The 25,676-nt window shown below is 69.5% G+C and carries 28 protein-coding genes; 10 read left to right on the top strand and 18 right to left on the bottom strand.

Annotation, left to right across the window (positions count from 1 at the left end; translation table 11 throughout):
* Positions 1-3: 3 nt before the first annotated feature.
* The 3 genes from ACFYY8_RS12905 to ACFYY8_RS12895 all read right to left on the bottom strand — a co-directional run bounded on the left by ACFYY8_RS12905 (position 4) and on the right by ACFYY8_RS12895 (position 3,833).
* Positions 4-1,161 (bottom strand): allantoate amidohydrolase, encoded by a 1,158-nt coding sequence (locus tag ACFYY8_RS12905; protein WP_390040972.1) that lies wholly within the window; start codon positions 1,159-1,161, stop codon positions 4-6.
* Positions 1,162-1,208: 47 nt separating this feature from the next.
* The gene (hutU, locus tag ACFYY8_RS12900) at positions 1,209-2,879 is read right to left on the bottom strand and encodes a urocanate hydratase (RefSeq protein WP_352013982.1); all 1,671 of its coding nucleotides are present in this window, start codon (positions 2,877-2,879) and stop codon (positions 1,209-1,211) included.
* A 90-nt stretch (positions 2,880-2,969) separates the two neighbouring features.
* A complete protein-coding gene (locus tag ACFYY8_RS12895; protein ID WP_352013983.1) occupies positions 2,970-3,833 on the bottom strand; it encodes a MurR/RpiR family transcriptional regulator in 864 nt (287 codons plus the stop codon).
* A 401-nt stretch (positions 3,834-4,234) separates the two neighbouring features.
* Between ACFYY8_RS12895 and ACFYY8_RS12890 the strand changes: the two genes are divergently transcribed.
* Positions 4,235-5,053: an SAM-dependent methyltransferase gene (locus ACFYY8_RS12890; protein WP_390040180.1), complete on the top strand. Its 819-nt coding sequence runs from the start codon at positions 4,235-4,237 to the stop codon at positions 5,051-5,053.
* 232 nt (positions 5,054-5,285) lie between these two features.
* Here the strand turns inward: ACFYY8_RS12890 and ACFYY8_RS12885 are convergent, their stop codons facing one another.
* The 5 genes from ACFYY8_RS12885 to ACFYY8_RS12865 form a co-directional block, all read right to left on the bottom strand.
* On the bottom strand, positions 5,286-5,510 hold the full coding sequence (locus ACFYY8_RS12885) for a BldC family transcriptional regulator (protein WP_390040178.1): 225 nt from the start codon (positions 5,508-5,510) through the stop codon (positions 5,286-5,288).
* A 17-nt stretch (positions 5,511-5,527) separates the two neighbouring features.
* Positions 5,528-5,761 (bottom strand): hypothetical protein, encoded by a 234-nt coding sequence (locus tag ACFYY8_RS12880; protein WP_390040176.1) that lies wholly within the window; start codon positions 5,759-5,761, stop codon positions 5,528-5,530.
* 353 nt (positions 5,762-6,114) lie between these two features.
* Positions 6,115-6,453, bottom strand: a complete 339-nt coding sequence (locus tag ACFYY8_RS12875) for a hypothetical protein (RefSeq protein ID WP_390040174.1) — start codon at positions 6,451-6,453, stop codon at positions 6,115-6,117.
* 59 nt (positions 6,454-6,512) lie between these two features.
* Entirely contained in the window at positions 6,513-6,896 is a 384-nt protein-coding gene (locus ACFYY8_RS12870) for a hypothetical protein (protein WP_390040172.1), read from the bottom strand.
* Positions 6,893-7,120 (bottom strand): hypothetical protein, encoded by a 228-nt coding sequence (locus ACFYY8_RS12865; protein ID WP_390040170.1) that lies wholly within the window; start codon positions 7,118-7,120, stop codon positions 6,893-6,895. Before ACFYY8_RS12865 ends, ACFYY8_RS12870 begins: the two co-directional genes overlap by 4 nt.
* 293 nt (positions 7,121-7,413) lie before the next feature.
* On the opposite strand from ACFYY8_RS12865, the gene ACFYY8_RS12860 reads away from it, so the two are divergent.
* Positions 7,414-8,286, top strand: a complete 873-nt coding sequence (locus tag ACFYY8_RS12860) for a DUF5919 domain-containing protein (protein WP_390040168.1) — start codon at positions 7,414-7,416, stop codon at positions 8,284-8,286.
* Positions 8,283-9,137 carry an inositol monophosphatase family protein gene (locus ACFYY8_RS12855; protein WP_390040166.1) on the top strand — a complete coding sequence of 285 codons (855 nt, stop codon included), beginning with the start codon at positions 8,283-8,285 and terminating at the stop codon, positions 9,135-9,137. Before ACFYY8_RS12860 ends, ACFYY8_RS12855 begins: the two co-directional genes overlap by 4 nt.
* A gap of 233 nt (positions 9,138-9,370) precedes the next feature.
* Here the strand turns inward: ACFYY8_RS12855 and ACFYY8_RS12850 are convergent, their stop codons facing one another.
* From ACFYY8_RS12850 to ACFYY8_RS12840, 3 genes are all read right to left on the bottom strand, one after another.
* Positions 9,371-9,529 carry a hypothetical protein gene (locus ACFYY8_RS12850; RefSeq protein WP_390040164.1) on the bottom strand — a complete coding sequence of 53 codons (159 nt, stop codon included), beginning with the start codon at positions 9,527-9,529 and terminating at the stop codon, positions 9,371-9,373.
* Positions 9,526-10,188, bottom strand: coding sequence for an HAD family hydrolase (locus ACFYY8_RS12845; RefSeq protein ID WP_390040162.1), 663 nt, complete (start codon positions 10,186-10,188; stop codon positions 9,526-9,528). Before ACFYY8_RS12845 ends, ACFYY8_RS12850 begins: the two co-directional genes overlap by 4 nt.
* Before the next feature lie 82 nt (positions 10,189-10,270).
* A complete protein-coding gene (locus ACFYY8_RS12840) occupies positions 10,271-11,158 on the bottom strand; it encodes a helix-turn-helix domain-containing protein (protein ID WP_390040970.1) in 888 nt (295 codons plus the stop codon).
* Positions 11,159-11,304: 146 nt separating this feature from the next.
* Between ACFYY8_RS12840 and ACFYY8_RS12835 the strand changes: the two genes are divergently transcribed.
* Positions 11,305-12,144, top strand: a complete 840-nt coding sequence (locus tag ACFYY8_RS12835) for an SAM-dependent methyltransferase (RefSeq protein WP_390040160.1) — start codon at positions 11,305-11,307, stop codon at positions 12,142-12,144.
* A gap of 3 nt (positions 12,145-12,147) precedes the next feature.
* On the opposite strand, the gene ACFYY8_RS12830 is transcribed toward ACFYY8_RS12835, so the two are convergent.
* From ACFYY8_RS12830 to ACFYY8_RS12820, 3 genes are all read right to left on the bottom strand, one after another.
* On the bottom strand, positions 12,148-13,233 hold the full coding sequence (locus ACFYY8_RS12830) for a polysaccharide deacetylase family protein (RefSeq protein ID WP_390040158.1): 1,086 nt from the start codon (positions 13,231-13,233) through the stop codon (positions 12,148-12,150).
* Positions 13,230-14,624 carry a YncE family protein gene (locus ACFYY8_RS12825; RefSeq protein ID WP_390040156.1) on the bottom strand — a complete coding sequence of 465 codons (1,395 nt, stop codon included), beginning with the start codon at positions 14,622-14,624 and terminating at the stop codon, positions 13,230-13,232. Before ACFYY8_RS12825 ends, ACFYY8_RS12830 begins: the two co-directional genes overlap by 4 nt.
* A 183-nt stretch (positions 14,625-14,807) precedes the next feature.
* Positions 14,808-15,431, bottom strand: a complete 624-nt coding sequence (locus ACFYY8_RS12820) for a TetR/AcrR family transcriptional regulator (RefSeq protein ID WP_390040154.1) — start codon at positions 15,429-15,431, stop codon at positions 14,808-14,810.
* A gap of 128 nt (positions 15,432-15,559) precedes the next feature.
* On the opposite strand from ACFYY8_RS12820, the gene ACFYY8_RS12815 reads away from it, so the two are divergent.
* A complete protein-coding gene (locus ACFYY8_RS12815; protein ID WP_352014002.1) occupies positions 15,560-15,760 on the top strand; it encodes a ferredoxin in 201 nt (66 codons plus the stop codon).
* A 61-nt stretch (positions 15,761-15,821) separates the two neighbouring features.
* On the opposite strand, the gene ACFYY8_RS12810 is transcribed toward ACFYY8_RS12815, so the two are convergent.
* Positions 15,822-17,186 (bottom strand): glutamine synthetase family protein, encoded by a 1,365-nt coding sequence (locus ACFYY8_RS12810; protein WP_390040152.1) that lies wholly within the window; start codon positions 17,184-17,186, stop codon positions 15,822-15,824.
* 175 nt (positions 17,187-17,361) lie between these two features.
* Here ACFYY8_RS12810 and ACFYY8_RS12805 point away from each other — a divergent pair, with 175 nt between their 5' ends.
* The 3 genes from ACFYY8_RS12805 (at position 17,362) to ACFYY8_RS12795 (ending at position 20,325) form a co-directional block, all read left to right on the top strand.
* Entirely contained in the window at positions 17,362-18,171 is an 810-nt protein-coding gene (locus ACFYY8_RS12805) for an acetoacetate decarboxylase family protein (protein ID WP_352014004.1), read from the top strand.
* Positions 18,172-18,382: 211 nt separating this feature from the next.
* Complete coding sequence (locus ACFYY8_RS12800) at positions 18,383-18,955, top strand: MarR family transcriptional regulator (RefSeq protein WP_352014005.1); 573 nt, start codon at positions 18,383-18,385, stop codon at positions 18,953-18,955.
* Between the two features lie 344 nt (positions 18,956-19,299).
* Positions 19,300-20,325 (top strand): DUF11 domain-containing protein, encoded by a 1,026-nt coding sequence (locus tag ACFYY8_RS12795; protein ID WP_390040150.1) that lies wholly within the window; start codon positions 19,300-19,302, stop codon positions 20,323-20,325.
* 170 nt (positions 20,326-20,495) lie between these two features.
* On the opposite strand, the gene ACFYY8_RS12790 is transcribed toward ACFYY8_RS12795, so the two are convergent.
* The 3 genes from ACFYY8_RS12790 to ACFYY8_RS12780 all read right to left on the bottom strand — a co-directional run bounded on the left by ACFYY8_RS12790 (position 20,496) and on the right by ACFYY8_RS12780 (position 23,128).
* The gene (locus ACFYY8_RS12790) at positions 20,496-21,059 is read right to left on the bottom strand and encodes a DUF11 domain-containing protein (protein ID WP_390040148.1); all 564 of its coding nucleotides are present in this window, start codon (positions 21,057-21,059) and stop codon (positions 20,496-20,498) included.
* A gap of 197 nt (positions 21,060-21,256) precedes the next feature.
* Complete coding sequence (locus tag ACFYY8_RS12785; protein WP_362911244.1) at positions 21,257-22,195, bottom strand: hypothetical protein; 939 nt, start codon at positions 22,193-22,195, stop codon at positions 21,257-21,259.
* A 240-nt stretch (positions 22,196-22,435) separates the two neighbouring features.
* Positions 22,436-23,128, bottom strand: a complete 693-nt coding sequence (locus tag ACFYY8_RS12780; RefSeq protein ID WP_352014009.1) for a gamma-glutamyl-gamma-aminobutyrate hydrolase family protein — start codon at positions 23,126-23,128, stop codon at positions 22,436-22,438.
* Between the two features lie 119 nt (positions 23,129-23,247).
* Here ACFYY8_RS12780 and ACFYY8_RS12775 point away from each other — a divergent pair, with 119 nt between their 5' ends.
* Complete coding sequence (locus ACFYY8_RS12775) at positions 23,248-24,696, top strand: aldehyde dehydrogenase (protein WP_390040145.1); 1,449 nt, start codon at positions 23,248-23,250, stop codon at positions 24,694-24,696.
* Positions 24,684-25,613, top strand: a complete 930-nt coding sequence (locus ACFYY8_RS12770) for a catechol 1,2-dioxygenase (RefSeq protein ID WP_390040143.1) — start codon at positions 24,684-24,686, stop codon at positions 25,611-25,613. The genes ACFYY8_RS12775 and ACFYY8_RS12770 overlap by 13 nt, the downstream gene beginning before the upstream one ends.
* Positions 25,614-25,676: the final 63 nt, after the last annotated feature.

Below are 25,676 nucleotides of genomic sequence, written 5' to 3'. Positions count from 1 at the left end.
CGTTCACAGCAGGTCCTGAAGAACGTCGGTCAGGGCGCTCACCCCGGCCAGACAGTCGGTCTCCTCGGCGTGCTCGTGCGGGGAGTGCGAGACCCCGGTCGGGTTGCGCACGAAGAGCATCGCGGTCGGTACGGCGGAGGCGAGGATGCCCGCGTCGTGCCCGGCGCCGGTCGGCAGCACCGGGACGCCGCCCAGCACCCGGGCCAGCCGGTCCCGCAGCGGGACGTCGAAGTCGACGACCGGCGTGTAGGACTCACGCGTGACCTCAGCCCCCTCGGCGGCCTCGGTGATGGCCTTGACCAGCGCGTCCAGCGTCGCCGAGTCGGCGGCCCGCGAGTCGAGCCAGGCCGTCACCAGGGAGGCGATGGCGTTGGTCCCGTTGGGTTCGACGCGCACCTTGCCGAAGGTCGCCAGCGCCCCGGCGTCCCGCGCCAGCTCCCTGGCCGACAGCACGGCCGCCGCGTAGGCGAGCATGGGGTCGTGGCGGTCGACGAGCCGGGTGGTCCCGGCGTGGTTGGCCTCGCCGGGGAAGTCGAACCGCCAGCGGCCGTGCGGCCAGATGGCGGAGGCTACGCCGACGGCGTGCGGGGTGTCCGCGAGGTACCTGCCCTGTTCGACGTGGAGTTCGACGAACGCCCCGATCCGCGACAGCCGTTCGTCGTCGCGGCCGATCGCCTCCGGGTCCCGGCCCGCGCGTTCCATCGCGTCGGCCAGCCGTACGCCGTCACCGTCACGCAGGTCCCTGGCGTGGCCCGGCTCCAGGACACCGGCCATCAGCCGTGACCCGACGCAGGCGACGCCGAACCTGGCGCCCTCCTCGTCACCGAAGTTCACGACGGCCAGCGGCCTTGACGGGGTGACACCCCGCTCGCGCAGCGCGTCGAGGGCGGCGAAGGAGGACACGACGCCGAGCGGGCCGTCGTAGGCGCCGCCGTCCGGCACCGAGTCCAGGTGCGAGCCGATGACGACGGCGTCCCCGGCGGCCGGGTCGCCCAGCCAGGCCCACTGGTTGCCGTTGCGGTCGATCTCGTGGCTCAGGCCTCTGGCCTCAGCCTGCTCGGTGAACCAGGCGCGGCACTCGGCGTCGGCGGAGGTCCAGGCGTGGCGCCGGTAACCGCCGCTGCCCGCGTGCCGGCCGACGGGCAGCAGTTCCCGCCACATCCGGCGGAAGCCCTCCCCCGCCGCGCCCGCCTTCTCGTATGCGTCGCTCACGCGTCGCCCTCGCGCATCGGGACGCGCACGTCGCGCTCCTCGGCGACCTCGTTGGCCCGGTCGTATCCGGCGTCCACGTGCCTGATGACGCCCATACCGGGGTCGTTGGTCAGCACCCGGCGGATCTTCTCCCCGGCCAGGGCCGTACCGTCGGCGACCGTGACCTGGCCCGCGTGAATGGAACGGCCGATGCCGACGCCGCCGCCGTGGTGGATGGAGACCCACGACGCGCCGGAGGCGACGTTCACCATGGCGTTGAGCAGCGGCCAGTCCGCGATGGCGTCCGACCCGTCGAGCATCGCCTCGGTCTCCCGGTACGGCGAGGCCACGGAGCCGCAGTCGAGGTGGTCACGGCCGATCGCGACGGGGGCGGACAGCTCGCCGGAGGCGACCATGTCGTTGAAGCGCTCCCCGGCCCGGTCGCGCTCGCCGTACCCGAGCCAGCAGATGCGCGCGGGCAGGCCCTGGAAGTGGACGCGCTCCCCGGCCATCTTGATCCAGCGGGCCAGAGACTCGTTCTCGGGGAACAGGTCGAGGATGGCCCGGTCGGTCCTGGCGATGTCGGCGGGGTCGCCGGACAGCGCGGCCCAGCGGAAGGGGCCCTTGCCCTCGCAGAACAGCGGCCTGATGTAGGCGGGCACGAAGCCGGGGAAGTCGAAGGCGCGCGCGTAGCCCGCCAGCTTGGCCTCGCCGCGGATCGAGTTGCCGTAGTCGAAGACCTCGGCCCCGGCGTCCTGGAAGCCGACCATCGCCTCGACGTGCCTGGCCATGGACTCGCGGGCCCGCTGGGTGAAGCCCTCCGGATCCTTGGCGGCCTCGTCGGCCATGTCCTCGAAGGCGACGCCGATCGGCAGGTAGGCCAGCGGGTCGTGCGCGGAGGTCTGGTCGGTGACGACGTCGATCTCGGCGCCCCTGGCGAGCAGTTCCGGTACGGCCTGCGCGGCGTTGGCCTCGACACCGATGGACAGCGGCCTGCGGGCGTCGCGCGCCTCGTAGGCGAGGCGCAGGGCCTCGTCGAGGTTGTCGGCCTTGACGTCGAGGTAGCGGTGCTCGATGCGCCGGTCGATGCTGCGCGGGTCGCAGTCGATGCAGATGACGACGCCGCCGTTCATGGTGACGGCCAGCGGCTGGGCGCCGCCCATGCCGCCGAGCCCGGCGGTGAGGGTGATCGTCCCGGCGAGGGAGCCGCCGAACCGCTTGGCGGCGACGGCGCTGAAGGTCTCGTAGGTGCCCTGGAGGATGCCCTGGGTGCCGATGTAGATCCACGACCCGGCGGTCATCTGCCCGTACATGGTCAGGCCGAGCTGTTCGAGGCGCCGGAACTCGGGCCAGGTCGCCCAGTCGCCGACCAGGTTGGAGTTGGCGATCAGGACACGCGGCGCCCACTCGTGGGTCGTCATGACGCCGACGGGACGGCCGGACTGCACGAGCAGGGTCTCGTCGCCCTTCAGCGTGCTCAGGGTGCGGGTGATGGCGTCGTAGGAGCGCCAGTCACGCGCCGCCTTGCCGGTGCCGCCGTACACGACGAGCTTGTCGGGATGCTCGGCGACCTCGGGGTCGAGGTTGTTCATGAGCATCCGTAGCGCGGCCTCCTGCTGCCAGCCGCGCGTGTTCAGCTCCGTCCCACGCGGAGCCCTGATCGGACCTCGGCCGTTCTGCTCAGCCACGCTTCCGCCCTCCAGCACGTCGGCCGTCAGCCGACATGTTCAAATAGATGTATTCACTTGTATCCCGCTTGAATAGTTTCAGTCAACAGGCTAGTCCGTGAAGATCTCCCTGGCCGCGGCCGACACCTCGAACGCCTCAAGCCGTCCCTCGGCCCCCGGGATCTCATCGCACATCGCCTCAAGAAGGACTCTGCCCAGCATCATGGGGCCGCAGGCCGTGTCGAAGACCAGACTCGTGCCGACCTCGGCGGCCAGCACCACGTCCGACAGCGCCGCGGCGGGCGCGAAGGCGCTGTCGGCGACCGTCACCACGCTCAGCCCGGCGTCCCTGGCGACGGTGAGCGCCTCGGTCAGCTCCGCCGGATAGCGGGGCAGCGCGAAACACAGCAGCGCGGTCGCCCCCGCCGCCGCGGCCCGCTCGATCCGGTCGGCCAGCATGGACCCGCCCTCGTCGAGCAACCGCACGTCCGGGTGGACCTTGGCCGCGAAGTAGGAGAACCCCGCGGCCTGCGCGGCGGCGGCCCGCAGTCCGAGGACCGGCAGCGGCCGGGAGACCGACAGCAGCCGCGCGGCGGCGACGACCGGCTTGGGATCGGCCAGCGTCCCGGCCAGCCGCCGCAGGTGGGCGATCTCCGCCAGTACGGCCCGCTGCAACTCGTTCGGCGCCTCCTCCTCCGCGCCCTCCCCGGCCTCGTCCTGGACGACCGTCTCCGGGGAGCCCAGCTCACGCAGCTGCCTGCGCAGCGCGGGGTAGCCGTCGAACCCGAGCGCCATCGCGAAGCGGGTCACCGACGGCTGACTGACCCCGGCCAGCTCGGCGACCTCCACACTGGACAGGAAGGCCGCCTCCCCGGCGTGCTGCACCAGGCAGTGCGCGATCCTGCGCTGCGCGGGGGTCAGCCGATGCCCCTCGAACAGCCGCAGCATGCGGGGTCCGGCGTCGTCGTGACTCATGCTTCTCCTCGGTCGGGACATCGGGCGGGGCCCAGCGCGGCCGTGACTCAGAACCCGGGCCTGAAGCGGAGCCGGGCTTCAGACTTGGGCATGGAATATATTCATTCATCATGCCGCCTGCATGGCTACATGCAGAACGGTGGAGGCTCCCTAAAGGGCTATTCGGTCACCGCCCGGCTGGCCGTCCGCCGGAGACCAGTGACAGCCGTCACCGTCGTTTGCCCGCCTTCCGTGCCAGGCCCGGGCCCTCAACGCATGATCATGCGCGGAAGTGGACATGACCCGCGCGAAAAGCACCATGAACCGCCAGGCTGGGGCTACCGGTTGCCGGAATATGACCCCGGGGCATAAGAAAAGCGGATAACCTCCGCAGAAAATGGATCTGCTGGACGGAGAACACGGTGGCATCGTCGAAGCCGGAGAGGCCCAGGCTCGACACCACGACCCCGAACATGGGGCGGGTCGCTGACTACTTCCTGGGTGGCAAGGACAACTTCGCCGCCGACCGGGAAGCGGCCAAAGCGGCGATGGCCATCACCCCCGAACTGCCCGTGCTCTGGCGTGAGGGACGGCGCTTCCTCGGCAGGGCCGTACGATTCCTCGCCCAGGAGGCCGGGATCCGGCAGTTCATCGACGTCGGCTGCGGCCTGCCGACCCAGGGCAACGTGCACGAGATCGCCCACGCGGTGGCCCCGGACGCACGGGTCGTCTACGTCGACAACGACCCCATGGTCGTGGTCCACGGCCAGGCCCTGCTGCAGGACGACCGGCTGACCGTGGTCGTCGAGGCCGACCTCCGCGACCCCGAGGCACTGCTCGCCGACCCCGGCCTCACCAAGATGATCAACCCCGACGAGCCGGTCGCGATCCTGCTGTTCGGCGTGCTCCAGGACATCCAGGACGACTCCCAGGTCGACCAGATCATCGACTACCTCCGCAAGACCATCTCGCCGGGCAGCTACCTGGCCATCTCCCACCCGGTCGGCGACCTGCGCCCCGAGGCCACCGCCAAGCTCGCCGCCTTCTACCAGAACGAGGGCGCCGTCACCGGCCCCCACAGGAAGGGCCTGCGCAGCAAGGCCGAGATCGAACGCTACTTCGACGGCCTCGCCCTGGTGGACCCCGGAGTCGTCTACATCCCCGAATGGCGCCCAGAGGACGACCTGATCCACCGCCTCGACTCCATCTGGGTCGTCGGCGGCATCGGCCACAAGGAATAGCGCCTCCCCCTCAACAGGGCCTCCCTGCGCGTCCGACCACATCACACAACCGACCTGACCACCCCCGCGTGCGCGGGGAGCACCGGACGTCGTCGGCTGCTGGGGTGGGAAGCCCGGGACCATCCCCGCGCGGGATGGTCCCGAGGACGACGTCATGCTGCTGCCCGCGATGTGGTGCTCCCCGCGCACGCGGGGATTGTCTGCCGCCCCTCGAAGAGGCGGGAGATAACGATCAAGGTGTGGCGTTGAGGAGAGCGTTGATGTCGGTTTCTCGGTAGCGGCGTTGGTTGCTGGGGGTTCTCACTGAGGGGATGCGGCCGGTCAGGGCCCAGCGGTTGACGGTTTTGGGGTCGACGCCGAAGATGCGGGCCACTTCGCCGGGGGTGAGAAGGCGTTCGGTGGTGCCGGTACCGGTGGTGAAGGTGCCGTCGGGGGCTACGGCCTTGAGTGGGGACATGGGGGCTCCGTAGGGGGTCAATGGCGGGTGCGGTGGAGAATCTCGTCGTTCCGGGCCAGGGCCTTGGCGAGCCGGTGGAGGGTGGTTCTGCCGAGGATGTCGCGGGCTCCGGCCGCGCGTTGGTCGGGGCGGAGCGGTTTGTAGCGGATGGCCCACCATCGGGGCAGGCCGGGCAGGTGGAGGTGTTCGTAGCGCCAGGCGGGGTGGGCGCTGATGAGCAGGTCGATCATTCGTCGCTCGTAGTCGGTCATGGTCGTCCTCGTTCGGAGGGCGGACAAGAAACTCAGGCCGCAGGCCGGGGGCACTTCACCGAAGTCCGTGGACCTTTCTTCGTGCAGGTCATGAGGGCGGTCGTAAGGCCCTTCGAGGGGGCGGGTGCCCGGCCCCGAGCCGGGGAGCACGACGGCCGAACACCCTGGAGGAGGACCGGCCCCACGAGTGAGACCGGTGCGCCAGACGACTCCCCTTCCCCACCACGCTCAGAACGTGCATGGGAGCCGCCTTGCGAAGATGTGCGGCCCAGGTCCCTCCTACCTGGACCGCACGTTCATGGGGTACGGCGAGCAGCGGGTGGGATGAATTTCCACCGCCCGCCGTACCGGCTTCACGAGCGCAGCAACCTGCGCAGTCCGGTGGGACGCTCCCGCGCGGCGCCCTGACCGGTCCGTACGGTTCGAGCGGCCTGGACCAGACCGGATGCCCTCGCCAACTGCCTGACCCGAGCGGCCTGCAGAGCGCGGGCGACGGCGACGGCCTGAATGCTCGGCGGCACCACCGGAGACACCTGGGCGCTCAACTTACGGTCCAGCTCCTCGGCGGACTCGGCCCGCACCAACAGCACCTTTCCGGGGTACGGCCTGCCGGACAGGACGCTCCGGTAGGCGCTCCACAGGCCGGACCGCGAGCTGTGGAAGACGAGCCAGTCCGGGTGAGCCGTCTGCACGGAGTTACAGGCCCGATCTGAAAACTCAGAAACTTGACGAGAAGCCCAGGCCGGGAGCATCATGCCGCCCTCCCACCCGGCGAACGCCGTCCCCCAGCGAACTCCGACTCCTCACCGAGCGCCCCACCCCTCCTACGGGAAGCCCCGCCACGAACCGGCGCCGGGGAAGACTTCGACGTGGAAGCCGCGAGCCGCATCGCCCGGATCATCTCCGCCTCCCGCATCCGCTCCTCCAGCCCGTCGCCTGTGACGTCCTCGACGATCACCGGCCGCGGCCCGTCCCAGACAGCCATCGCGTAGAAGCAGCGGCGCCCCAGGCTGTAGAGAACCGTCCAGTCGGCCCACACCTGGTTGATCCGCTCGGCCTCGGCCCGCGCCGGACCATCCCACACCCGCCGATACACCGGCGCGTACGGCAGGCCATCCCGATGCCGCCCGGTCACGAAACCACCCCCGCAACAGCGTCGCGAGCCTTCTCCTCCTGCGCGGCCACGGCCTCCTGGACCTGCTCGAAGGTGTCGGCGTCCACGGTCGGCTCGGCCCCAGCGCGCAATGCCGTACGCGGGAACGCCCGATTGCGGATCGCCCAGAACCGTCCGGCGTCGCTGATGATCAACCGCCACCCCGGGATCGCCGGTGCGGCCGTTTCGGACTTGCCTTCGTACACGGTCGCGCCCCTTTGCGATCAAGGACCTGTTCCCGCGCCATGAAAACCGGGGAGGTCCGCCGTAATTCGCTGAGAAAACAGCAGGTATGTGAGAGGCCCGATCAACAGTTGAAGGCCTGCCGCGCCCTCAGCTCTCGCACGTTCTGAGGATCTCCCAACGCCGCGTCGCGTCTCGACCGCCTTCCTGTTTCATCTGCGCCCATCACGTTTCGCTTTGTCTCGTCTATGTCTCCTCTCGCTTTGATTTCGCCGGTAGCCTGCTCTTGCAGTCCCTCCTCATTAAGGCGCAAACCATGGCTGACCAGCAGATCCTCCTGAAGTCACTTTTGCAGCAACGTCACTGGCAGACATACAAGACCTTTTGCAAGGAATACGACAAAGCCGCCAAGCTGGTGGACTCAACATTGCAAGGAAAATGGCCGAGCCGCGCCCAGCTTCACCGCTGGCTCTCCGGGGAACTCAAAGGCCTGCCCTACTCCGACCACTGCCGGGTCCTGGAGGCGATGTTCCCCGGCCGAACCGTCGAAGAACTGTTCTCCCCGAACAGCACCCGGAACTCAACCCCCAGAAGCGACACCCACCTGCCGAAAAACGCCGCCCCCTCCGTCGAAGCCGCCCCCGCGCCTCAGCTGGCCGACGTGACGGCCGTGTTCGGCAGCCGCTCGGCATTCGCCTCCACCTACCCACCCACCGTCCTATTCGACACCGCCAAAGAGATCAGCGCCGCCGGCCTGTCGCTCAACGTGCTCTGCCAGAGCTACCCCGACCACCGCCTCAAAAGTCTGCTGGAGAACGGCACCCGCATCCGATGCCTGTTCCTCGACCCCAAGGGAACAGCCATCCGCGCCCGCGAGGACGAGGAAGGCTACAAAGACAACACCCTTGTCACGCTGACCGCGCTCAACATCAACATACTGACCCGCCTCAGGGACCAGCTCCCTCGCGAGGCCGCTGACCTGCTCGAACTGCGCGTCTACGACGAGACGATCCGCTTCAACATCCTCATCGTGGACGGTGCCACCTGCGTGGTCCAGCCGTACCTCCCGCAAGCGCGCGGTGTCGACTCCCCTACGATTGTGATCAACGACAACACCGCCGCCGACGGGTTGTTCCCCGTCTTCGATCGGGTGTTCACCTCGCTGTGGGAGCGGAGCCTGCCGGTATGACCCTTGACGTCCGTACGGTCCTGCCCATCGCCGAGCAGGCCGTCACCATCGCCGCCGAGATCGTCAGAACCCGTCTTCCCGGGATCGTCACCGCCAAAGGCGACCGTGACATGGCCACCGAGGTCGACTACGCCGTAGAACATGCCGTGCGTGACTTCCTCACCCGGGAAACCCCGGAGATCGCCTTCCTCGGGGAGGAAGAGGGCGGTCCAGCCAGGGAAGAGGGGCAGGTGTGGGCGCTCGATCCGGTGGACGGCACCGCCAACCTCCTGCACGGCATCCCCCTGTGCGGCGTCTCCCTCGGCCTGATCGACAACGACACCTCCATCCTCGGAGTGATCGACCTGCCCTTCCTCGGCTCCCGCTACAGCGCCGCCCACCATCGCGGCGCCCACCTCAACGGCCACCCCATCCACTGCGGCCGAACCGACGACCTGACCGAGGCGATCGTGGGCATCGGCGACTACGCCGTAGGACAGGCCGCCGACGCGAGGAACCGGCTGCGCCTGGCCGTCACCGGGGAGCTGGCCGCCCGGGTGCAGCGGGTCCGGATGTTCGGCTCGGCCGCCGTCGATCTGGCCTGGGTCGCCGAGGGACGGATCGACGCGGCGATCATGTTGAGCAACAAGCCATGGGACACCGCCGCAGGCGTGCTCATCGCCCGCGAGGCCGGGGCTGTGGTCGTCGATCTGGACGGCACTCCGCACACCGTCAACGCCCAGGCCACCATCGCCACCACCCCGGCGATCCTCACTGATCTACTTGATCTCATTGCCAAAGCGGACAAGAGCACCTTCGGGGAAGATCATTCTCGTCCCGCGCTCACGAATCCTCCAGAGTTGCCCCAGTGACGAGCAACACCACACGACAGGACGGAGCCGCCGAACGACTCCGCGCCGCCCGTGCCTACATGCGACGTGCGGGTTCCACACCCGCGCTCTTCACGGCCTGGCTGTACGCGGTCGAAGCGGAATGTGAGACACGATGCGGCAAGCACCGGGAAGCACTACGCGTCATCACCAAGGCAGAAGACGCCCTGGCCGACGCTGACGAAACTCCGCTGCCGGAGTGGTTCGACTGGTTCTCACCGATCCGTCTGGCCTCCCTCAAAGGCAACACCCAGCTCAAGGCAGGCCACCTGCCCCAGGCCCGCCAGACCCTTCTTCACGTTCTGGACGAACTGCCCGACGAGGCCAGGAAACAGCGCACCGTCGTCCTGGGCGACGTGGCGCACCACCCTCATCGCGCTTCAGCGTTGAGCGTCTCTATCCCGCCCAGCAGGTCGGCCAGGGAGTCAAGGCGCAGGCTGGGGAGCCGGGCGGCCTCCGGGTCGGCCTGCTGGATGGTCCCCCACGGGCCGCGCCTGACCAGCGCGGTCCTCATCCCCGCCGCCACCGCCGGGCGGATGTCGTTGTCCAGGCGATCCCCCACATACAAGATCTCCCCGGCCGCGAACGGCACCACCTCAGCCAGCCGCGTGAAGAACAACGGGTCAGGCTTGGCCGCCCCCCAGTCGTCGGAGGTGCCGATCAGGTCCACGTCCTTGGCGAACAGCTCACGCAGGATGCGACCGGCCCGCACGGTCTGGTTACCGGCGATCCCCAGCCACAGGCCAGCCTCGCGCAACGCCGCCAGCGCGGGCCGTACATCCGGGTAGAGGTCCTCCTCACCGAAGGTCTCCGCCCGGCCCGCCGCCGCACGAACCTCCCGCTCCTTGTCCAGGTCGAACCCGGGGCGAAACACCTGGAAGGTCTCCCGGTAGTCACGCCCCTGAGCGATCACCGCACCGAACACGGCACTGAAGGTATGCCGGGGAACACCGAGCCAGTCCGCCCAGGTGCCGTACTCACGGCTCTCGTCCACCAGGCACTCACCGACATCGAACACCACCGCGCGAATCATGCCCGCAGCCTACGACGCCCCTTCCCGCGCAAGCGGACATGAAGACGACAGGAAGCACACCCTCAGCGAAAGCCCGAAGCCCTCACAGTTCCTTGAGGATTCGCTCCAGGATCACCGGGGTCGCGTTCGGTTGTTCGGCTTCTATGTCGAGGCTGTTCATGACGTGCCAGTACTTCTCGGTCTCCGAAGGTTTGTCCAGGTAGAGGGCGCCGGCGAGTTGTTCGAGGTAGACCACGTCGGGGAGTTCGCCCTCGGGGAAGCGCAGGATCGTGATGGGGCCCGCCGCGCAGGCGTGTCCGCCGGTGTGGAACGGCATGATCTGCAGGGTGACGTGGGGCAGCTCGGACAGGCGGATGAGGTGCTCGATCTGGGCGCGCATCGTCACGGAGCCGCCGATGAGACGGCGTAGCGCGGCCTCGTCGATCACCATCCACAGCTTCGGCGGGTTCCTCCGGAGCAGCAGTTCCTGGCGCCGCATCCGCAGGGCCACCCGTCGTTCGGCCTCCAGGGGGCTGACGTCGCGACGGCCGAGCTGGACGACGGCCCGCGCGTAGCCCTCGGTCTGCAACAGGCCGGGGACGAACTGGACCTCGTAGCTGCGGATGACGCTCGCGGCCTGTTCGAGGCCGAGGAAGGCGTCGAACCAGTCGGGCACCACGTCGTGGTAGTCCTGCCACCACCCCGGCACGTTCGCCTGCTCGGCCAGCGAGAGCAGCGTCGCGCGCTCGGCCTCGCCCGCCACGCCGTACAGGGTGAGGAGGTCGGCCACGTCACGCCGTTTGAAGCTGGTACGGCCGAGCTCCAGCCTGCTGATCTTGGAGTGTGAGGCCCGGATGTGCTCCCCGGCCTCCTCACGGGTGACGCCCCTGGCCTCGCGCAGCCGGCGCAGCTGCGCGCCGACCAGCATCCGCGCCACCGTTGGTCCCGCCCGCCGGTAGTCAGGCGTGAGGTTCTCCTCCGACGAGGTCATGCTCGTCCGAACAGTACGCACGCTCGCTCCCTATTCAGGATGTACGGCCGGGTCCAAGCTTTACATGCCGGACAGGTCAGGCACAGGGGGATGAATCCATGGAACCAAGTGTTCATTATCATCCTAATGATCATGGCGGAGGCGTCATGACGCGGGAGCAGGGAGAACTTGTGGACGACAGGACGGGTTTCTCCGAGGCCACCAGGTTGAACCCCGGGGTCGCGCACAACGCCAGGGTCTGGAACTACTGGCTTGGCGGTAAGGACCACTACCCGGCGGACCGTGAGGTCGGCGAACGGGTCTTCGGCATGTTCCCGAACATCGTGCACGTCGCCCGCGCCGACCGCGCCTTCCTCGGCCGCGTGGTCAACCACCTCGCCGGGCAGGCGGGCGTCAGGCAGTTCCTCGATGTCGGGACCGGCCTGCCGACCGTGGACAACACCCACGAGGTCGCCCAGCGCCTCGCCCCCGAGTCGCGGATCGTCTACGTCGACAACGACCCCCTCGTGCTGGTGCACGCCCGCGCCCTGCTGACGAGCACGCCCGAGGGCGCGACCGACTACATCGACGCCGACGCCCGTGACACCGCGACGATCCTGCGCGAGGCCGCCAGGACACTGGACCTCGACCGGCCCGTCGCGGTCATGTTGCTGGGCATCCTGAACTTCATCCTCGACACCGACGAGGCACTGTCCATCGTGCGCGGGCTGATGGCGGCGGTGCCCTCGGGCAGCTACCTGGTGCTCACCCACCCGACCCTGGAGCTGGGCGGGGAGGCGAACGTCGAGGCGATGCGGTTCTGGAACGAGCACGCCACGCCCCCGATCACCGCCCGCAGCGGCGAGGAGATCGCCCGCTTCTTCGACGGCCTCGAAATCCTCGACCCCGGCCTGGTCTCGTGCTCCCTGTGGCGCCCCGACCTCCCCGAGATCGGTGAACTCCCCACCCGGATCTCCCAGTACGGTGCCCTCGCCAGAAAGCCCTGACCGTCAGCGGGCGAGGAGGTCGGTGACGGTCACCGGCTGGAGGCGGCGGCGGGCAAGGCCCTTGAGGATGTGGGGCATCGCCTCCGCCGTACCGGGGTGGCCCAGGTGCAGGCTGACGATCGAGCCCGGCCGTACGGTGTCCAGGACGTTGGCCGTGACGGTCGCGACACCGGGGTCGTTGTGGTCGTCGGAGTCCACGTCGTAGGACAGGCAGGTCCGGTAGCCGACGCGCGCCGCGAGTTCACGGACCATGGGCGTGGCGTGGTGGGCTCTCGACGGCCTGAAGGAGGAGCCGATCGTCCCGGTGAGGCGGCGCAGCCTGGCGGCGCACCGGGCGATCTCGTCGTAGGCCTCGCGCTCCCCCATCGAGGAGATGTCCAGGTGGTGCTCGGTGTGGTTGCCCAGGTCGTGGCCACCGGACAGGACGCGCCGGGCCATCCGGGGATACCGGGCGAGCCAGTCGCCGACCGCGAGGACCGTCAGGTGGGCGCCGTGCCGCTCGGCCTCGGACAGGACGCGTTCGGCCAGGTCGGCCGGTCCGGCGCCGTGGAAGGTCAGCGCGACCTTCGGCCGGTCCCGGGGACCGTTGCTCACCTCGCGGGCCGTGCCCCCGGCACCGGACCGCCTCCTGGCCGACATGCCCTTCCGGGTGACCGGGGTGGCGGCGGGGCCGGGGGCGGGGTGAACGCCCAGGGCCTGCCACGGGTCCTGAACGGCCTGCCCGGGACCGGGGGCGGTCCGCCAGGGGCCCGGGGCGGGGCGCTGGAGATCCGAGGCGGCCTGCCCAGGAGCGGTGGGCCGCCAGGGGCCCGGGGCGGGGTGCCGGGCGTCGGGGAAGGGTTGCCAGGGTTCTTGAACGGCCTGGCGGGGGCCCACAGCGAGGCCCGGAGCGGCCGGGACGGAGAGGGGCCGGGGGGTCGGCACCGGGGAGGTCCCCCCGGGGAACGTCCGCGGGACCGCCTCGGGGACCATCTCGGGAGCCGCGCCCGGCCCTTTCCTGCCCGGGGAGCAGGAGACCACGCCGCCGAGGGCGGCGACGAGCCCGAGGCCCAGGACCAGGCGCCGTCCGACCACGGCCTCCCCGTTCACCGGAAGATCCCGGTGTGGCCGAGCGAGTAGCGTCCCGGCTGGGGGTAGACGGCCAGGCCGTGCGGTCCGGCGCCGACGGGGATCTTGCGGATGAGACGGCCGTCGGCGGTGTCGAGGACGTAGACGACCCCGTCGTACCTGCCGGACAGCCACAGGCGGCGCCCGTCGGCGGACAGGCCGCCCATGTCCGGTGAGCCGCCACCGGGGATACGCCAGGTGGCGACCGGTTTGTGGCGGGCGAAGGAGATGACGGAGACCGACCCCTCCCCCCGGTTGGACACGTACAGCAGCTTCGAGTCACGGCTGACGTAGAGCCCGTGGGCGCCCGCTCCGGTCCTGACGAAGCGTTTCACCCGGAAGTCCTTCGCGCCGACGAGCCACACCCCGTTCCTGGACATGTCGGCGACGTAGAAGGTGGTGCCGTCGGGGGACAACTTGACGTCCTGCGGCATGCTCCCCCGGACCCCGGCCATCCCATGCCCTCCGGGCACCATGCGGCTCCCGGCCACCACGTGTCCTCCGGACGTCACATGCCCACCCGGCGCGTGCTCTCCGGTCCTCACCTGCCCCCCGGGCACCCGCCCACCCGGCATCGCGTGCCCAGCCCGCGCGTGCTCTCCGGATGTCGCGTGGCCGTCGGCCGCGGCGTGCCGTACGCCGTCGGTGTCCGGGTGGCCGTGGGGCACCTTCGTCTGGGTCAGGTCGACGACGGCGCGGACCTTCCTGGCGGCCACGTCCACGGCCACCAACTGGCCGGAGAACTCGCAGCTGGCCAGGAAGACCGTCTCGTCGGCGGTGAAGTCGCCGTGGTTGACGCCCCGGCAGGGCATCGGCAGCGAGTGCCGCAGCCGCATGGTGCGGGGGTTGCGGAAGTCGAGGCGGTTGTTGCGTTCGGCCATCACCAGGGCGGTACGGCCGTCCGGGGTGAAGTACAGGTTGTAGGGGTCGTCGACGGGGATGGACCTGCCCGGTCTGCCGGTCTTCGGATCGATCGGGGTGAGCGTGTTGCCGTCGTTGTTGTTGACCCACAGCGTCTTGAGGTCCCACGAGGGGACGACGTGCTGTGGCCGTCCGTGGACGGGGAACTCGCGGATCACCCGGTAGGTCCTCGGGTCGATCACGCTGACGGTGTCGCTCTCGCTGTTGGGCACGTAGACCCGCGAGGGGAAGTCCTTCACGGCCGGGCTGAGCATCCCCGGCCGGTCGTGGGCGTAGACGTCCGGCGTCTCCGGCGCCCCCCTCACCGGGACCCGCCCGTGCGGGGACCCGGCGGGCTCGGCGGGACCGGCCGGTACGGCGGGGCCGCTCCCGCACCCCGGCGCACACGCGAGCACGATGACCAGGGCGGTGCCGGCGCGCAGCCGCCCTCGTCCGTCTTCCAGCCGTCTCATGACCGCCCCCGTCGCCCTGGTTCCAACGAGGGCCCGCCCCGCGGATCACCCAGGCGACTCCCCGCGGAACAGGCCCAGGGAAGACGCTAGGAACCCCTCGGTCAGGAAAGGGTCACACCATGGTCATCGGTGGCCCGCCTTTTCCCGCTCCCGGGCGCGCGACGGCCACCGAGTCAGGAAATGTCAGCTCTCGAAGGGGGGTACGGCGCGCAGCCCGGCGAGGGTGAGGCCGACGGCCCGCCTGCACCCCTGGAGCACCTCCTCGGCGGGGCCGCCCCGCCTCAGGCCCATGGAGATCGCGAGCTTGGCGGTCCCGACCACGGAGCCGACGGCGGCGCACGCCTCGACGGCGTCGAGTTCGCCGGGGAAGGCCTCCTGGAGGGCCTCGACCATCTGGTGCTGGACGTCGAACATCAGCAGCAGCGCCTGCGCCCTGAGCGAGGGGACGCTCATGACCAGGCGGTTGATCTCGGTGATCTGCCAGCCCATCTCGTCGTCCTCGGCCAGGGTTTCGAAGATCGTCTCCACGGCGCGGGCCAGCAGGTCGGCGGGGCCCTCGTCAGGACGGCGTTCGGCGACCGTCCGCAGCAGGCGGTCGAGGCTCTCCCTGGCGTCGCACAGGACCACCTCCTCCTTGCTCGCGAAGTAGCTGAAGAACGTCCGTGTCGAGACGTCGGCGGCCATGGCGATCTCGGAGATGGTCGTCTGCTCGTAGCCCTTCTCCAGGAAGAGGCGTAGGGCGCCGGAGATCAGAGCATGTCTGGTACGGAGTTTCTTGCGTTCGCGCAGCCCGGGGACCTCACCCATGGGCGAATCTTAGTGCATGGAATTATGTTATGCACTTATTGCAAACTTACACCACATGTACTTTTATGGGAGATGACAAACGATCTCCTCCCACGCCACCGCACGGGCCACACATACTGGAGGATCCGATGAAAATCCACACCGACACGCAACGGTGCGTGGGCGCGGGCATGTGCGCACTCACGGTGCCCGAGGTGTTCGACCAGAGCGAGGACGACGGCACCGTCGTCCTTCTCGACGCCGAGCCTCCGGCCGCCCAGCGAGCCGCGGTTCAGCGGGCCGAGCGGCTGTGCCCTTCGGGAGCCATCTCGGTGCTTCTCGACGACTGACCGCCTGGCTCCCCGTCCCGGCCACGTGACCCGCGAAAGTCCGGCCGGGACGGGAAGATCATCAGAGGTGGTAGGCGTACTCGCGGAACTCCCAGTCGGTGACGGTCCTGGAGAAGCGCTGCACCTCGTCACGCTTGTAGACCAGGTACGCCGCGGCGAACTCCTTGCCCAGCACCTCGGTCAGCTCCGCGTCGGCCTCGAAGGCGTCCAGCGCGGCGGGCAGCGTCATCGGCAGCACCGGCGCCTTGGTGGCGTCGTAGCCGTACCCCTCAAGCGGGGCCGGAGGCGTGATCCGGTCGCGGATGCCGAGGTAGACGGCGGCCAGCAGCCCCGCGATGCCCAGGTAGGGATTGGCCGAGGCGTCGCCGAGCCGTACCTCGATGCGGCTGCCCGCGCCGCGCTCCGGCGGGATGCGCAGCATGGCGCTGCGGTTGTCCAGCCCCCAGTCGTTGAGCCAGGGCGCCAGGGTGTCGGGGCCGAAGCGCTTATAGGAGTTGATCGTGGGGTTGAGCAGCGCGGCCAGGGCCGGGGCGTGGGCGAGCACGCCGCCGATGGCGTGCAGCGCGGTGGCGGAGAGGCCGTGCTCGGCGTCCTGGTCACCGGGCTGGGCGGCGAAGACGTTGCGGCCCTCGGCGTCCGTACACGACAGGTGGACGTGGAAGCCCGAGCCGCCCTCGTCGTCGAAGGGCTTGGCCATGAAGGTGGCCATCAGGCCGTCGTGCCGGGCCAGTTCCTTGATCGCGCCCTTGAAGCGGAAGGCGCGGTCGGCGGCGTCGAGAGCCTCCGAGTGGTGCAGGTTGATCTCGAACTGACCGCCGGAGAACTCGTGGTTGCCCATGGTGACGCCGATGTCGAGCTTGCGCAGGGTGCGCAGCGTGCGCAGGACGTGGGACAGGCGGTCCCCCTTGCGCCCGGTGACGTAGACATTGCCCAGGGCGTCGTCGTAGCGCCGCCACCCGGTGGACGAGCCGGGCGTGGGGTCGGGTTCGAGCAGGTAGTACTCAAGCTCGGGACCGGCTATGGCGGTCAGGCCGAGGTCGGCCAGGCGGGCGACGGCCGCGCGCAGCACCTGGCGGGGGGATTCGAGGAAGGGCTCGCCGGTCGCCGGGTCGCAGGCGTCGCCGAGGACGTGGGCGACGCCGGGCTCCCAGGGCAGCTCGACCAGGGTGCCCAGGTCGGGGCGGATGGAGACGTCGGGCAGGCCCCGGTCCAGACCCCCGGGGACGGGGACGGTGTCCCCCTGGGGTGAGGTGTAGTAGACGGCCTGGCAGAAGGCGACACCGCTGTGGACGACGTCGGGCAGGCGTTCCAGCAGGACGTCCTTGCCGCGCTCGGTGCCGATCAGATCGGGGTAGCCGACCCGGACGACGTCGATGCCCTGTTCGCTCAGGCGCTCGACCGTCCGTTCTGCGGACTCCGCGCTCACTGCGTCCCCCTTGGTTCGTCCCAGGATTTCGTTTGGATGCAAAACATACGCCCCGAACGGCCGGGGAACAAGGCTCCAGCCAGGAAGGCGGCCGTTCCCATCGTGACATCTCGCAGTTCAAGGCATATCGTATGGCCCCAAACAGTCTGAGACGTTCCCTAGGCAAGGAGACATCGTGGCCACGGTGCGCGGCTTCTTCACTCCCAAGACGGCGACCGGCCGCTCCTCGCTGGTCCCGGCTCCGCCGTGGTACTACTCCGGTGATCTGCTCACCGTCGAGTATCGCACCGACCCCGCCAGGGTGGCCGAGCTGCTGCCCGAGCCCCTGACCCTCGCCGACGAGGACCCCGGCGCGGTCGCGATCATCTGGGCCGACTGGCAGTCCTGCTCGGGAAGCAAGGAGGAGCTCCTCGACCCGGTGCGCTCGCAGTACAAGGAGTGCTTCGTCGTGGTCCGCTGCGCCTTCGAGGGGCGCACCTTCTCCCGCTGCGTCTACATCTGGGTGGACAAGGACTTCGCGATCGCCCGCGGCATGCACCAGGGCTACCCCAAGAAGCTCGGCTCGATCCACCAGACCCGCCCCTACCCGTACGGCCAGGCCGCGCCCCGCATCGGCGAGGGCGGCACGTTCGGCGCCACCCTGGCCGCCGCCGACCGTCGTCTGGCCCAGGCCGTCGTACGGCTGAACGAGCCCAGCGAGACCAACGGCTTCGTCAACGGCCACCCGATGGCCCACAACCGCTGGCTGCCCTCCATCGAGCCGGGCGGCGGCCTGGCCCTCGACGAGCTGATCTCCAGCGCCGGGCAGTCCTTCGAGGGCGGCCAGGCCTGGAAGGGCGACGCCGAGATCGAGCTGTTCGACGCCCCGACCGAGGAGCTGTCCGCGCTGCGCGTCGAGGAGGTCATCGGCGGCTACTACCGGCAGGTCGGCGTCGTCTGGAACGGCGGCACCCTGCTGCAGGCGGGTGGTTCCGGAGCCGAGTGACTTTCCGGATATGACAGGGCCCGTACGGTGCAACCCCGTACGGGTCCTGTCATATCCGGCGCCAGTCCGTTGACGTGCGCGGCGAACATCCGCTGGGATGGAAAGGAGAGCGCTCCCCTGACCGGCGGAGGGAGTGACGCCGTCGAAAATGGCGTGAGGATCTGTTCTTCCCGGCCGGCCACCGCCCGCCGTACGACATCGAGGAGTTCGCGTGCCCGCGTACTATTCATTGACGGAGACCGAGGAAGCGGTCAGCCGCCGCCTCGGGAGCATCCCGATCAGACGCGAGGCACTGGCCGCCGTCTCCAATCTGCACCGCGCGGCGACCGCCGTGCGACAGCACCTGGAGAACTCCGCCCTGCGCGTGGCCGACCTGACCTGGAGCGCGTTCGTCGTGCTGTGGGTGGTGTGGATATGGGAGGAGATCGAGACCCGGCACGTCGCCGCCGAGGCCGGCATCTCCAAGGGCACGCTGACCGGCATCATCAAGACCCTTGAGTCCCGTGGCCTGGCCGTCCGCAGCCAGCACCCCGACGACGGCAGGCTCGCCCTGCTGCGGCTGACCCCCGAGGGGGTCTCGCTGATGGAGCGGCTCTTCCCCGCCTTCAACGACGAGGAGGCGTTCGTGGTCACCGACCTCGACGCCGAGGAGGCCGTGACCCTGGCGGAGTCCCTGCGCCGGATCGTCACCCATCTTGAGGAGCACGGCGAGGAGCGCCGCGCGAAGCTCCGCAAGGAGAACCCGGCTCCGCCGCGTCGCGGTGGCCGCCGCCGCGCCGAGTAACCCCTTCGCTCCGCCTCGGGCGGGGTCCCACTCGTTCTCCGGGTGGGACCCCGCCTTTTTGCGCTTTCCGGCCTGAAGGACAAAACCCGGTTGATATGACCCTATTTGCCATTCCGGGACGATTGCCCCTGGCCTTTCCCTAGGGGAGTTAACGGAAGACCATCGCGGCTTTCCGTTAACCACCCCATCGGAAACCCCTACTACAAACCATTGACAAAACACCACACCGGGTGCGCGACCTCGCGTTTCTCAAGGAAATAGCATGCATTGCTTTATTACCTAAAAGGAGAACCGTGATAAAAGAGACATTGTTCGCCAAAGCTATCCTGCGTTCTCGTCGCTCGGTGTGGCTGTCCGTGGGAGCGGTGACCTGCGCGCTCATGATGGCCCTCCCAACCTCGGCGAGCGCGGCCGGCACGACCGGCGCCCCCAAGGCCGGCAAGATCGCCAAGATCGCCAAGTCGGCCCACGTCGACAGGATGGGCAAGGTGGCCAGGAGGGCCAAGACGGCCAGGGGGCCCGTGCTCCGGCACCGCGCACGGGCGGCCGCCGACCAGAAGAGGGCCCGGCTGGTCGTCCATCACCGCACGGTGTTGCGCGAGACGCCCCGGGCCCTGCGAATCAGGCAGGCCGACCCCGAGGCCACCGTCAACGCGGGCCAGACCGGTATCTACACGCTGAGCGTGACCAACAACGGCCCCTCGGTCGCCACCAACGTCGTGGTCACCGACACCCTGGACCCCAGGCTTGAGATCGTCCCTCCGCTGCCCGAGGGATGCACGGCCGAGGGCCAGGTCGTCACGTGTACGGTCGCCTCGCTCGCCGTCGGCGCGACGCAGACCTGGGACATCACGGTCAGGGTCCGGCCCGACACGCCGGTCGGGACCGTCATTCCCAACGTCGCCGACGTCGACTCCGACAACTCGACGCCGGAGACCAGTAACAACGCCAACATCAACGTCGCCGCTGAGTCCGACCTGTCGATCACCAAGACGGCCGGCACGCTGAACTCCGGTGGCACCGGCACCTACACCATCAAGGTCACGAACAACGGGCCGTCGGACGACACCGGAGTCGTCGTCACCGACACCCTGCCCGCCGGTCTGACGTTCGTCTCCAGCACACCGTCCGGTTGCACCGCCGCGGGACAGGTGGTGACCTGCCCGGTCGGCACCCTGCCCGCCGGAGAAAGCACGGACATCGTGCTGAACGTCAACGTCGACGCCACCGTGACCGGAACGGTCAGCAACACCGCCAGCGTCACCGGCGACAACCCCGATCCCGACACCGACAACAACAACATCACGATCGACACGCCGGTCAACGCCGTGGCCGATCTGACGATCACCAAGTCCGTGCGGGCCGGATAACCCCGCTTCCCGTAGCGCTCGCCGTCCGCCCAGGCGGACGGCGAGCCCGACGGACCGAACGGACGCAGAAGCGGCCACGACATGGCTCAGGCGGCTCCCTTGTCGGGAGCCGCCTGCTGTGTGTCTCAGGACGGTTCTAGGACGGTTTCACGGCGGTTTCAGGGCAGGGCTCAACCGGTCCGGCGGGCCGTCCACCGTACGGCGGAGCCCGCGACGACCAGCAGCCCGGCCAGGCCGAGCAGCCAGGCGGGGAAGCCGGTGAACGGCAGTTCCTCCCGGGGCACCGGCGCCGGTCCGGCGACGAGCGGCGGCTTCTCGAAGAGCGGCGGCCTCTCGACATGCGGAGGTCTCTTGACGTGCGGAGGCCTCTTGACGTGCGGAGGCCTCTTGACGTGCGGCGGCCGGTTCGTCACCGTGATCTCCGCGCGCCCGAGGTTGTTGTCGAGACGCGACTCGGGGGTCACGCCCGACACCTTCGCGACGTTGCGCAGCCGGTAGCCGTCCGGTGTGTCCGGGGAGACCAGCCCCCGCCACTCGACGGTGACCGCCTCCTCCGGACCCAACCTCCCCAACCGGCAGGTCAGCACCCGGTCCTGGTAACCGCAGGAGTCGGGGCTGACCGAGAGGAACGTCAGCCGGTCGTCGAGCGGGTCACGTACGACGACCTCGCGCGCGACCGCGGGTCCCACGTTCCTGATGGTCATGGCGAAGACCACCTCATGACCGGCGCGCACGGTTTCTTCCGCTTCGGCCGGTCCCTGGATGCAGGCCAGAGACAACAAAGCCATTGGCCATACGGCGTTCGATCTCTTCACTCATAAGCCGATCAAGTCGCTGAACAGGGAAAACTCCACGAGTTATACACCCGGTCACAGTCTGTCGGCATCGTGCCACACCCAGGGCAGACCAGTTCGTCAGACAGCGCGGACGATCAGCTCACCGGGCTGACCGACTTGGTGATGGACAGGTCGACCCCCGCCGCGGCGCATCCGGCGGGCAGGACGGCGGGGTCGGGCGGGGGCACCACGGCCCTGACCACGTTGGTCACCGTGCCCGTCACCACGTCGAAGATCTGGCTTCCCGTCTGCGAGGTGTCGTAGAAGACGATCTGCGGACTGCCGGCGGCGCGACCCGCCACCACGGTGAGGCCGGTGAAGCGGTAGCTCCCCGCGCCCGTCATCTGCCCGGTCACGGCGATGGTGAAGTCACTGCCACTGGTCACGCCGGTCGCGGTGCTGGTGTAGGTCCCGGAGATGTACAGACCCATCCTGTTCGCGGTACCGCCGGTGGCCAGGACGATGCCCTCGTTGGTGGTCGAGCCCTCGGACTCGTAGCCGAACCGGAAGTCGGCTATGCACCTGTTGTAGAGGGTTCCCGAGGTTGTGGCCGAGCCGATGACCGTGATGGTCCCGGTGTTCGTCGTGGTCGAGCCGTTCTGGAAGGCGCCGACCGTGGTGTCGCCGACGTTGGTGAACGAGCTCTGCTCGGCCAGCGTCAGCGAGCCCACCAGGTCGATCGTGCCCTCGTTGGTCAGGCTCGCCGTACCGAACAGCGTCTGTGATCCGGTGCCCTGCCAGGTGGCCCCCTTGTGGTTGATCAGCACCGAGTTGGCACCGGCCTGGATGATGCCGCTCACCGAGACCGTGCCCTCGTTCTCCAGCAGGAAGCCGTTGCTCAGCGCCTGGAGCGTCTGCACGTCGAGTTCGCCCCGCACGTGGATCGACCCGACCGGGGCGACGCCGAAGGAGGTCACCGTCCACTTCGCCCCGGGGGCCAGGCAGGCGACGCCACCGCCGGTCACCATCGCCGAGAGGCTGTTGTAGGTCCCCGCCTGGAAGAGCACGACCATGCCCGCGGAGATCGGTGGCACGGGGCTCCCGCTGGTGAGGGTAACGGTGGGATTCGCACACGCCGTGTCGTAGTCAGCCGCGTAGGCCCTGGGAACAAATCCCACAATAGTGGCCATAGCCACGCAAGCCCCTGCAATCACAATACTCACGCACTTCACCATGCATGCTTTATCGGCATCGTTATGCGGTTGTAACCACCTTCATCCGATCAATGCAGCAAACGCCTGGGACAAGGGTGAATGAAATAGGAACAATCACCCTTAATTTCGGGAGGCGGTCACCAGGGCGTCGAAGAGGCACTGGTTGGCCGGGTCCTTCGCCGCGGTGTCCTCCGGGTGCCACTGCACCCCGAGGAACCACCCGGCCGCGTCGGGCAGCTCGGCCGCCTCGACCGTGCCGTCCACGGCGTGCGCCACCGCCACCAGGCCCTCACCCAGCCCGGAGGCGCACTGGTGGTGGTAGCACGAGGCGCTGATCCGGCTCTCCCCGGTGATCCCGGCCAGCAGCGAGCCCGGCCGTACGGTCACCGGGTGCACCATGTGACGGTGGTCGGCCTCCATGTGCTGCCGGAGCCTGCCGCCCCGCAGCACGTTGACCACCTGCAGCCCCCGGCAGATCGCCAGCGTCGGCAGGCCGGTCGTCAGCGCGTACTCGGCGGCGGCCAGGTCGAAGGCGTCCTGCTCGGCGTCCACGTCGTAGACCGTCTCGTGCGCCACGGCCTCGCCGTACGACTGCGGGGCCAGGTCGCCGCCGCCGGGCAGCAGCAGTCCGTCGGCCACCGCGAGCCGCTCGGCCGCCCGCTCGGCGTCGACCGGGTGCATGAGGAACGGCTCCCCGCCCGCCCGGTACACCGCGTCGGCCAGCGCCCGGGCGGTGACCACGGCCTCGTACCGCAGGGCGGAGGTGGTGGCGGCGAAACGCGACGGGATCGCGATGAGCGGACGTCGAGACATCCCGGACTCCTTCAAAGGTTCATTTGAAGCCAAACGGTACCCTAGAGCTCCTCCTAGGTCTTGACCTGCCGTTGCGGCTCACCCTAGGTTGTTTGGAGCCAAACGATTAGGAGAAGCGGATGGCCACTGTCGCCGGTATCCCCGTCCACGGCGATCACTGGATCGGCGGCGAGCGGGTCAGCTCGCCCACCACGTTCGACGACCACTCCCCCATCGACCAGACCCTGCTCGCCCAGGTCGCCCGGGGTGGGGCGGCCGAGGTCGACGCCGCGGTCGGCGCCGCCCACGCCGCCTTCCCCGCCTGGGCCGCGACCTCCCGGGCTGAGCGGGCGCGGTTGCTGCACGCGATCGCCGACGGGGTCGAGGCCAGGCTTGAGGACCTGGCGATCGTGGAGACCACCGACAACGGCGCCCTGCTGCGCTCCCATCTGCGGGGGGTCATGCCGCGGGTGGCGCACAACTTCCGCTTCTTCGCCGACTGGCTGCTGGAGCTGGGCCACGAGGACTTCGAGACCCGCGGTCACACCAACCACGTCAGCTGGGACCCGGCCGGGGTGTGCGCGCTGATCACGCCGTGGAACGCGCCGCTGATGCTGGCCACCTGGAAGATCGCGCCCGCGCTGGCGGCGGGCAACACGGTGGTGCTCAAGCCGGCCGAGTGGACGCCGCTGACCGCCTCCCTGCTGGCCGACATCACCGCCGAGGCCGGGCTGCCCGCCGGGGTGTTCAACGTCGTGCAGGGCTACGGTGCCGAGGCAGGCGCCGCCCTGGTCGCCGACCCCCGGGTGCGGCGCATCAGCTTCACCGGCTCCGTGCCCACGGCCCGGACCATCGCCTCCGCCGCCGCCGCGAACCTCACCCCGCTGTCGCTGGAGCTCGGCGGCAAGTCTCCGCTGATCGTGTTCGCCGACGCCGACCTGGACCTGGCCGTGAACCTGGCGGTCGAGCAGTACGACAACGCCGGGCAGGTCTGCCTGGCCGGTACCCGCCTGCTCGTCGAGGAGTCCGTCGCCGAGGAGTTCACCGCCCGGTTCGTCGAACGCGCTCAGGCCCTGAAGCAGGGTGACCCCCGGGACCTGTCCACCGACCTGGGCCCCAACATCCACCCCAGGCACCTGGAGCGCATCGACGGCTTCGTCCAGCGCGCCCTGGAGGCCGGGGCGAAGGCCGTCATCGGCGGCGGCCCCAACACCGACCTGGGCGGCCAGTACTACCGGCCGACCCTGATCACCGGTGCCGCCGAGGGGAGCGAGATCCTCACCGAGGAGGTCTTCGGGCCGGTGCTGACCCTGCAGACCTTCACCGGCGAGCAGCAGGCGGTGGAGATGGCCAACGGGACCCGGTTCGGGCTGGCCGCCACCCTGTTCACCGGCGACCAGGAGCGGGCCGAGCGGGTCAGCGCCCAGCTCGTCGCCGGGACGGTGTGGGTGAACTGCTTCTTCGTGCGTGACCTCAAGGCGCCGTTCGGCGGGTCCCGGGAGTCCGGGGTCGGCCGTGAGGGCGGCACCTGGAGCTTCGACTTCTACTGCGACGTGAAGAACACGGTGAGCGCGCCATGGGTCAGGTAGTCGGGGCGGGCCTGCTGGCCCACGTGCCCACCATCGTCCTTCCCGAGGCCACCCGGCGGGAGCTGAACAACGGCCAGGAGATCACCCTGGTCACCGGCCTGCAGCAACTTCGTAAGGACGTCTTCGAGACGGTGGACTACGACACGGTGGTGGTGCTGGACTCGCACTGGGCCACCACGGTCGAGTTCGTCGTCACCGCCCAGCAGCACCGCGCAGGCCTGTTCACCTCCGAGGAACTGCCCCGCGGCATGTGCCGGATGCCCTACGACTTCCCCGGCGACCAGGAACTCGCGTACGCCATCGCCGCCCGGGCGGCCGACCACGCCACCTGGATCACCGCGATCGAGGACCCCTACCTGCCGATCTACTACGCCACCACCAACCTGTGGACGCATCTGGGGGTGGCCGGTAAGCGGTGGGTGAGCATCGGGGTGTGTCAGACCGGTGACGCCGAGGACCACCTGCGGCTCGGACGCGCCCTGGGGGACGCGATCGCCGCGACGGACCGCAAGGTGCTGCTGATCGCCTCCGGCGCCCTGTCGCACACCTTCTGGCCGCTGCGGCATCTGCGGGCGCACGAGGCGTCCGGCCCCGAGCACATCATCACCCCCGAGGCCCGCGCCGCCGACTACGAGCGGATCGGCTGGTTCAAGGAGGGCGATCACGCCCGGGTGCTGGACACCATGCCGGAGTTCGCCCGGTTCAAGCCGGAGGCCCGGTTCGGGCACTACCTCATGATGATCGGCGCGTTGGGTGAGGGGGACTGCACCGCGCCGGGCCGGCAGTACGGGGAGTACGAGAACTCCGTGGGCACCGGTCAGGTCCTGTTGTGGTTCGACCCGCCCGCGGACGGTTTCCCGGCTCCGCACCGCACCGACCCCTCCAACGACCCCTATCCCTACCCCTACCCCGGCTGACCTGCGCGTTCCGGTACCGTCGTGGGACGGCGCCCCAGTTCTCGCTTTTTCCGACTCCCAACG

The organism is Streptosporangium sp. NPDC001559 (assembly GCF_042893955.1).
In the GTDB taxonomy this organism is placed as follows: domain Bacteria; phylum Actinomycetota; class Actinomycetes; order Streptosporangiales; family Streptosporangiaceae; genus Streptosporangium.
This window is presented reverse-complemented; position numbering and strand designations above follow the sequence as displayed.

What these genes read in the sequence shown, in the direction of transcription:
- ACFYY8_RS12880 (WP_390040176.1), bottom strand. Translation starts at nt 5,761, where the DNA reads ATGACCGACTACGAGCGACGAATGATCGACCTGCTCATCAGCGCCCAC.
- ACFYY8_RS12845 (WP_390040162.1), bottom strand. Translation starts at nt 10,188, where the DNA reads ATGATTCGCGCGGTGGTGTTCGATGTCGGTGAGTGCCTGGTGGACGAG.
- ACFYY8_RS12770 (WP_390040143.1), top strand. Translation starts at nt 24,684, where the DNA reads ATGGGTCAGGTAGTCGGGGCGGGCCTGCTGGCCCACGTGCCCACCATC.
- ACFYY8_RS12895 (WP_352013983.1), bottom strand. Translation starts at nt 3,833, where the DNA reads ATGAGTCACGACGACGCCGGACCCCGCATGCTGCGGCTGTTCGAGGGG.
- ACFYY8_RS12905 (WP_390040972.1), bottom strand. Translation starts at nt 1,161, where the DNA reads ATGTGGCGGGAACTGCTGCCCGTCGGCCGGCACGCGGGCAGCGGCGGT.
- ACFYY8_RS12855 (WP_390040166.1), top strand. Translation starts at nt 8,283, where the DNA reads ATGACCCTTGACGTCCGTACGGTCCTGCCCATCGCCGAGCAGGCCGTC.
- ACFYY8_RS12835 (WP_390040160.1), top strand. Translation starts at nt 11,305, where the DNA reads ATGACGCGGGAGCAGGGAGAACTTGTGGACGACAGGACGGGTTTCTCC.
- ACFYY8_RS12775 (WP_390040145.1), top strand. Translation starts at nt 23,248, where the DNA reads ATGGCCACTGTCGCCGGTATCCCCGTCCACGGCGATCACTGGATCGGC.
- ACFYY8_RS12820 (WP_390040154.1), bottom strand. Translation starts at nt 15,431, where the DNA reads ATGGGTGAGGTCCCCGGGCTGCGCGAACGCAAGAAACTCCGTACCAGA.
- ACFYY8_RS12885 (WP_390040178.1), bottom strand. Translation starts at nt 5,510, where the DNA reads ATGTCCCCACTCAAGGCCGTAGCCCCCGACGGCACCTTCACCACCGGT.
- ACFYY8_RS12860 (WP_390040168.1), top strand. Translation starts at nt 7,414, where the DNA reads ATGGCTGACCAGCAGATCCTCCTGAAGTCACTTTTGCAGCAACGTCAC.
- ACFYY8_RS12825 (WP_390040156.1), bottom strand. Translation starts at nt 14,624, where the DNA reads ATGAGACGGCTGGAAGACGGACGAGGGCGGCTGCGCGCCGGCACCGCC.
- ACFYY8_RS12850 (WP_390040164.1), bottom strand. Translation starts at nt 9,529, where the DNA reads ATGAGGGTGGTGCGCCACGTCGCCCAGGACGACGGTGCGCTGTTTCCT.
- ACFYY8_RS12815 (WP_352014002.1), top strand. Translation starts at nt 15,560, where the DNA reads ATGAAAATCCACACCGACACGCAACGGTGCGTGGGCGCGGGCATGTGC.
- ACFYY8_RS12840 (WP_390040970.1), bottom strand. Translation starts at nt 11,158, where the DNA reads ATGACCTCGTCGGAGGAGAACCTCACGCCTGACTACCGGCGGGCGGGA.
- ACFYY8_RS12780 (WP_352014009.1), bottom strand. Translation starts at nt 23,128, where the DNA reads ATGTCTCGACGTCCGCTCATCGCGATCCCGTCGCGTTTCGCCGCCACC.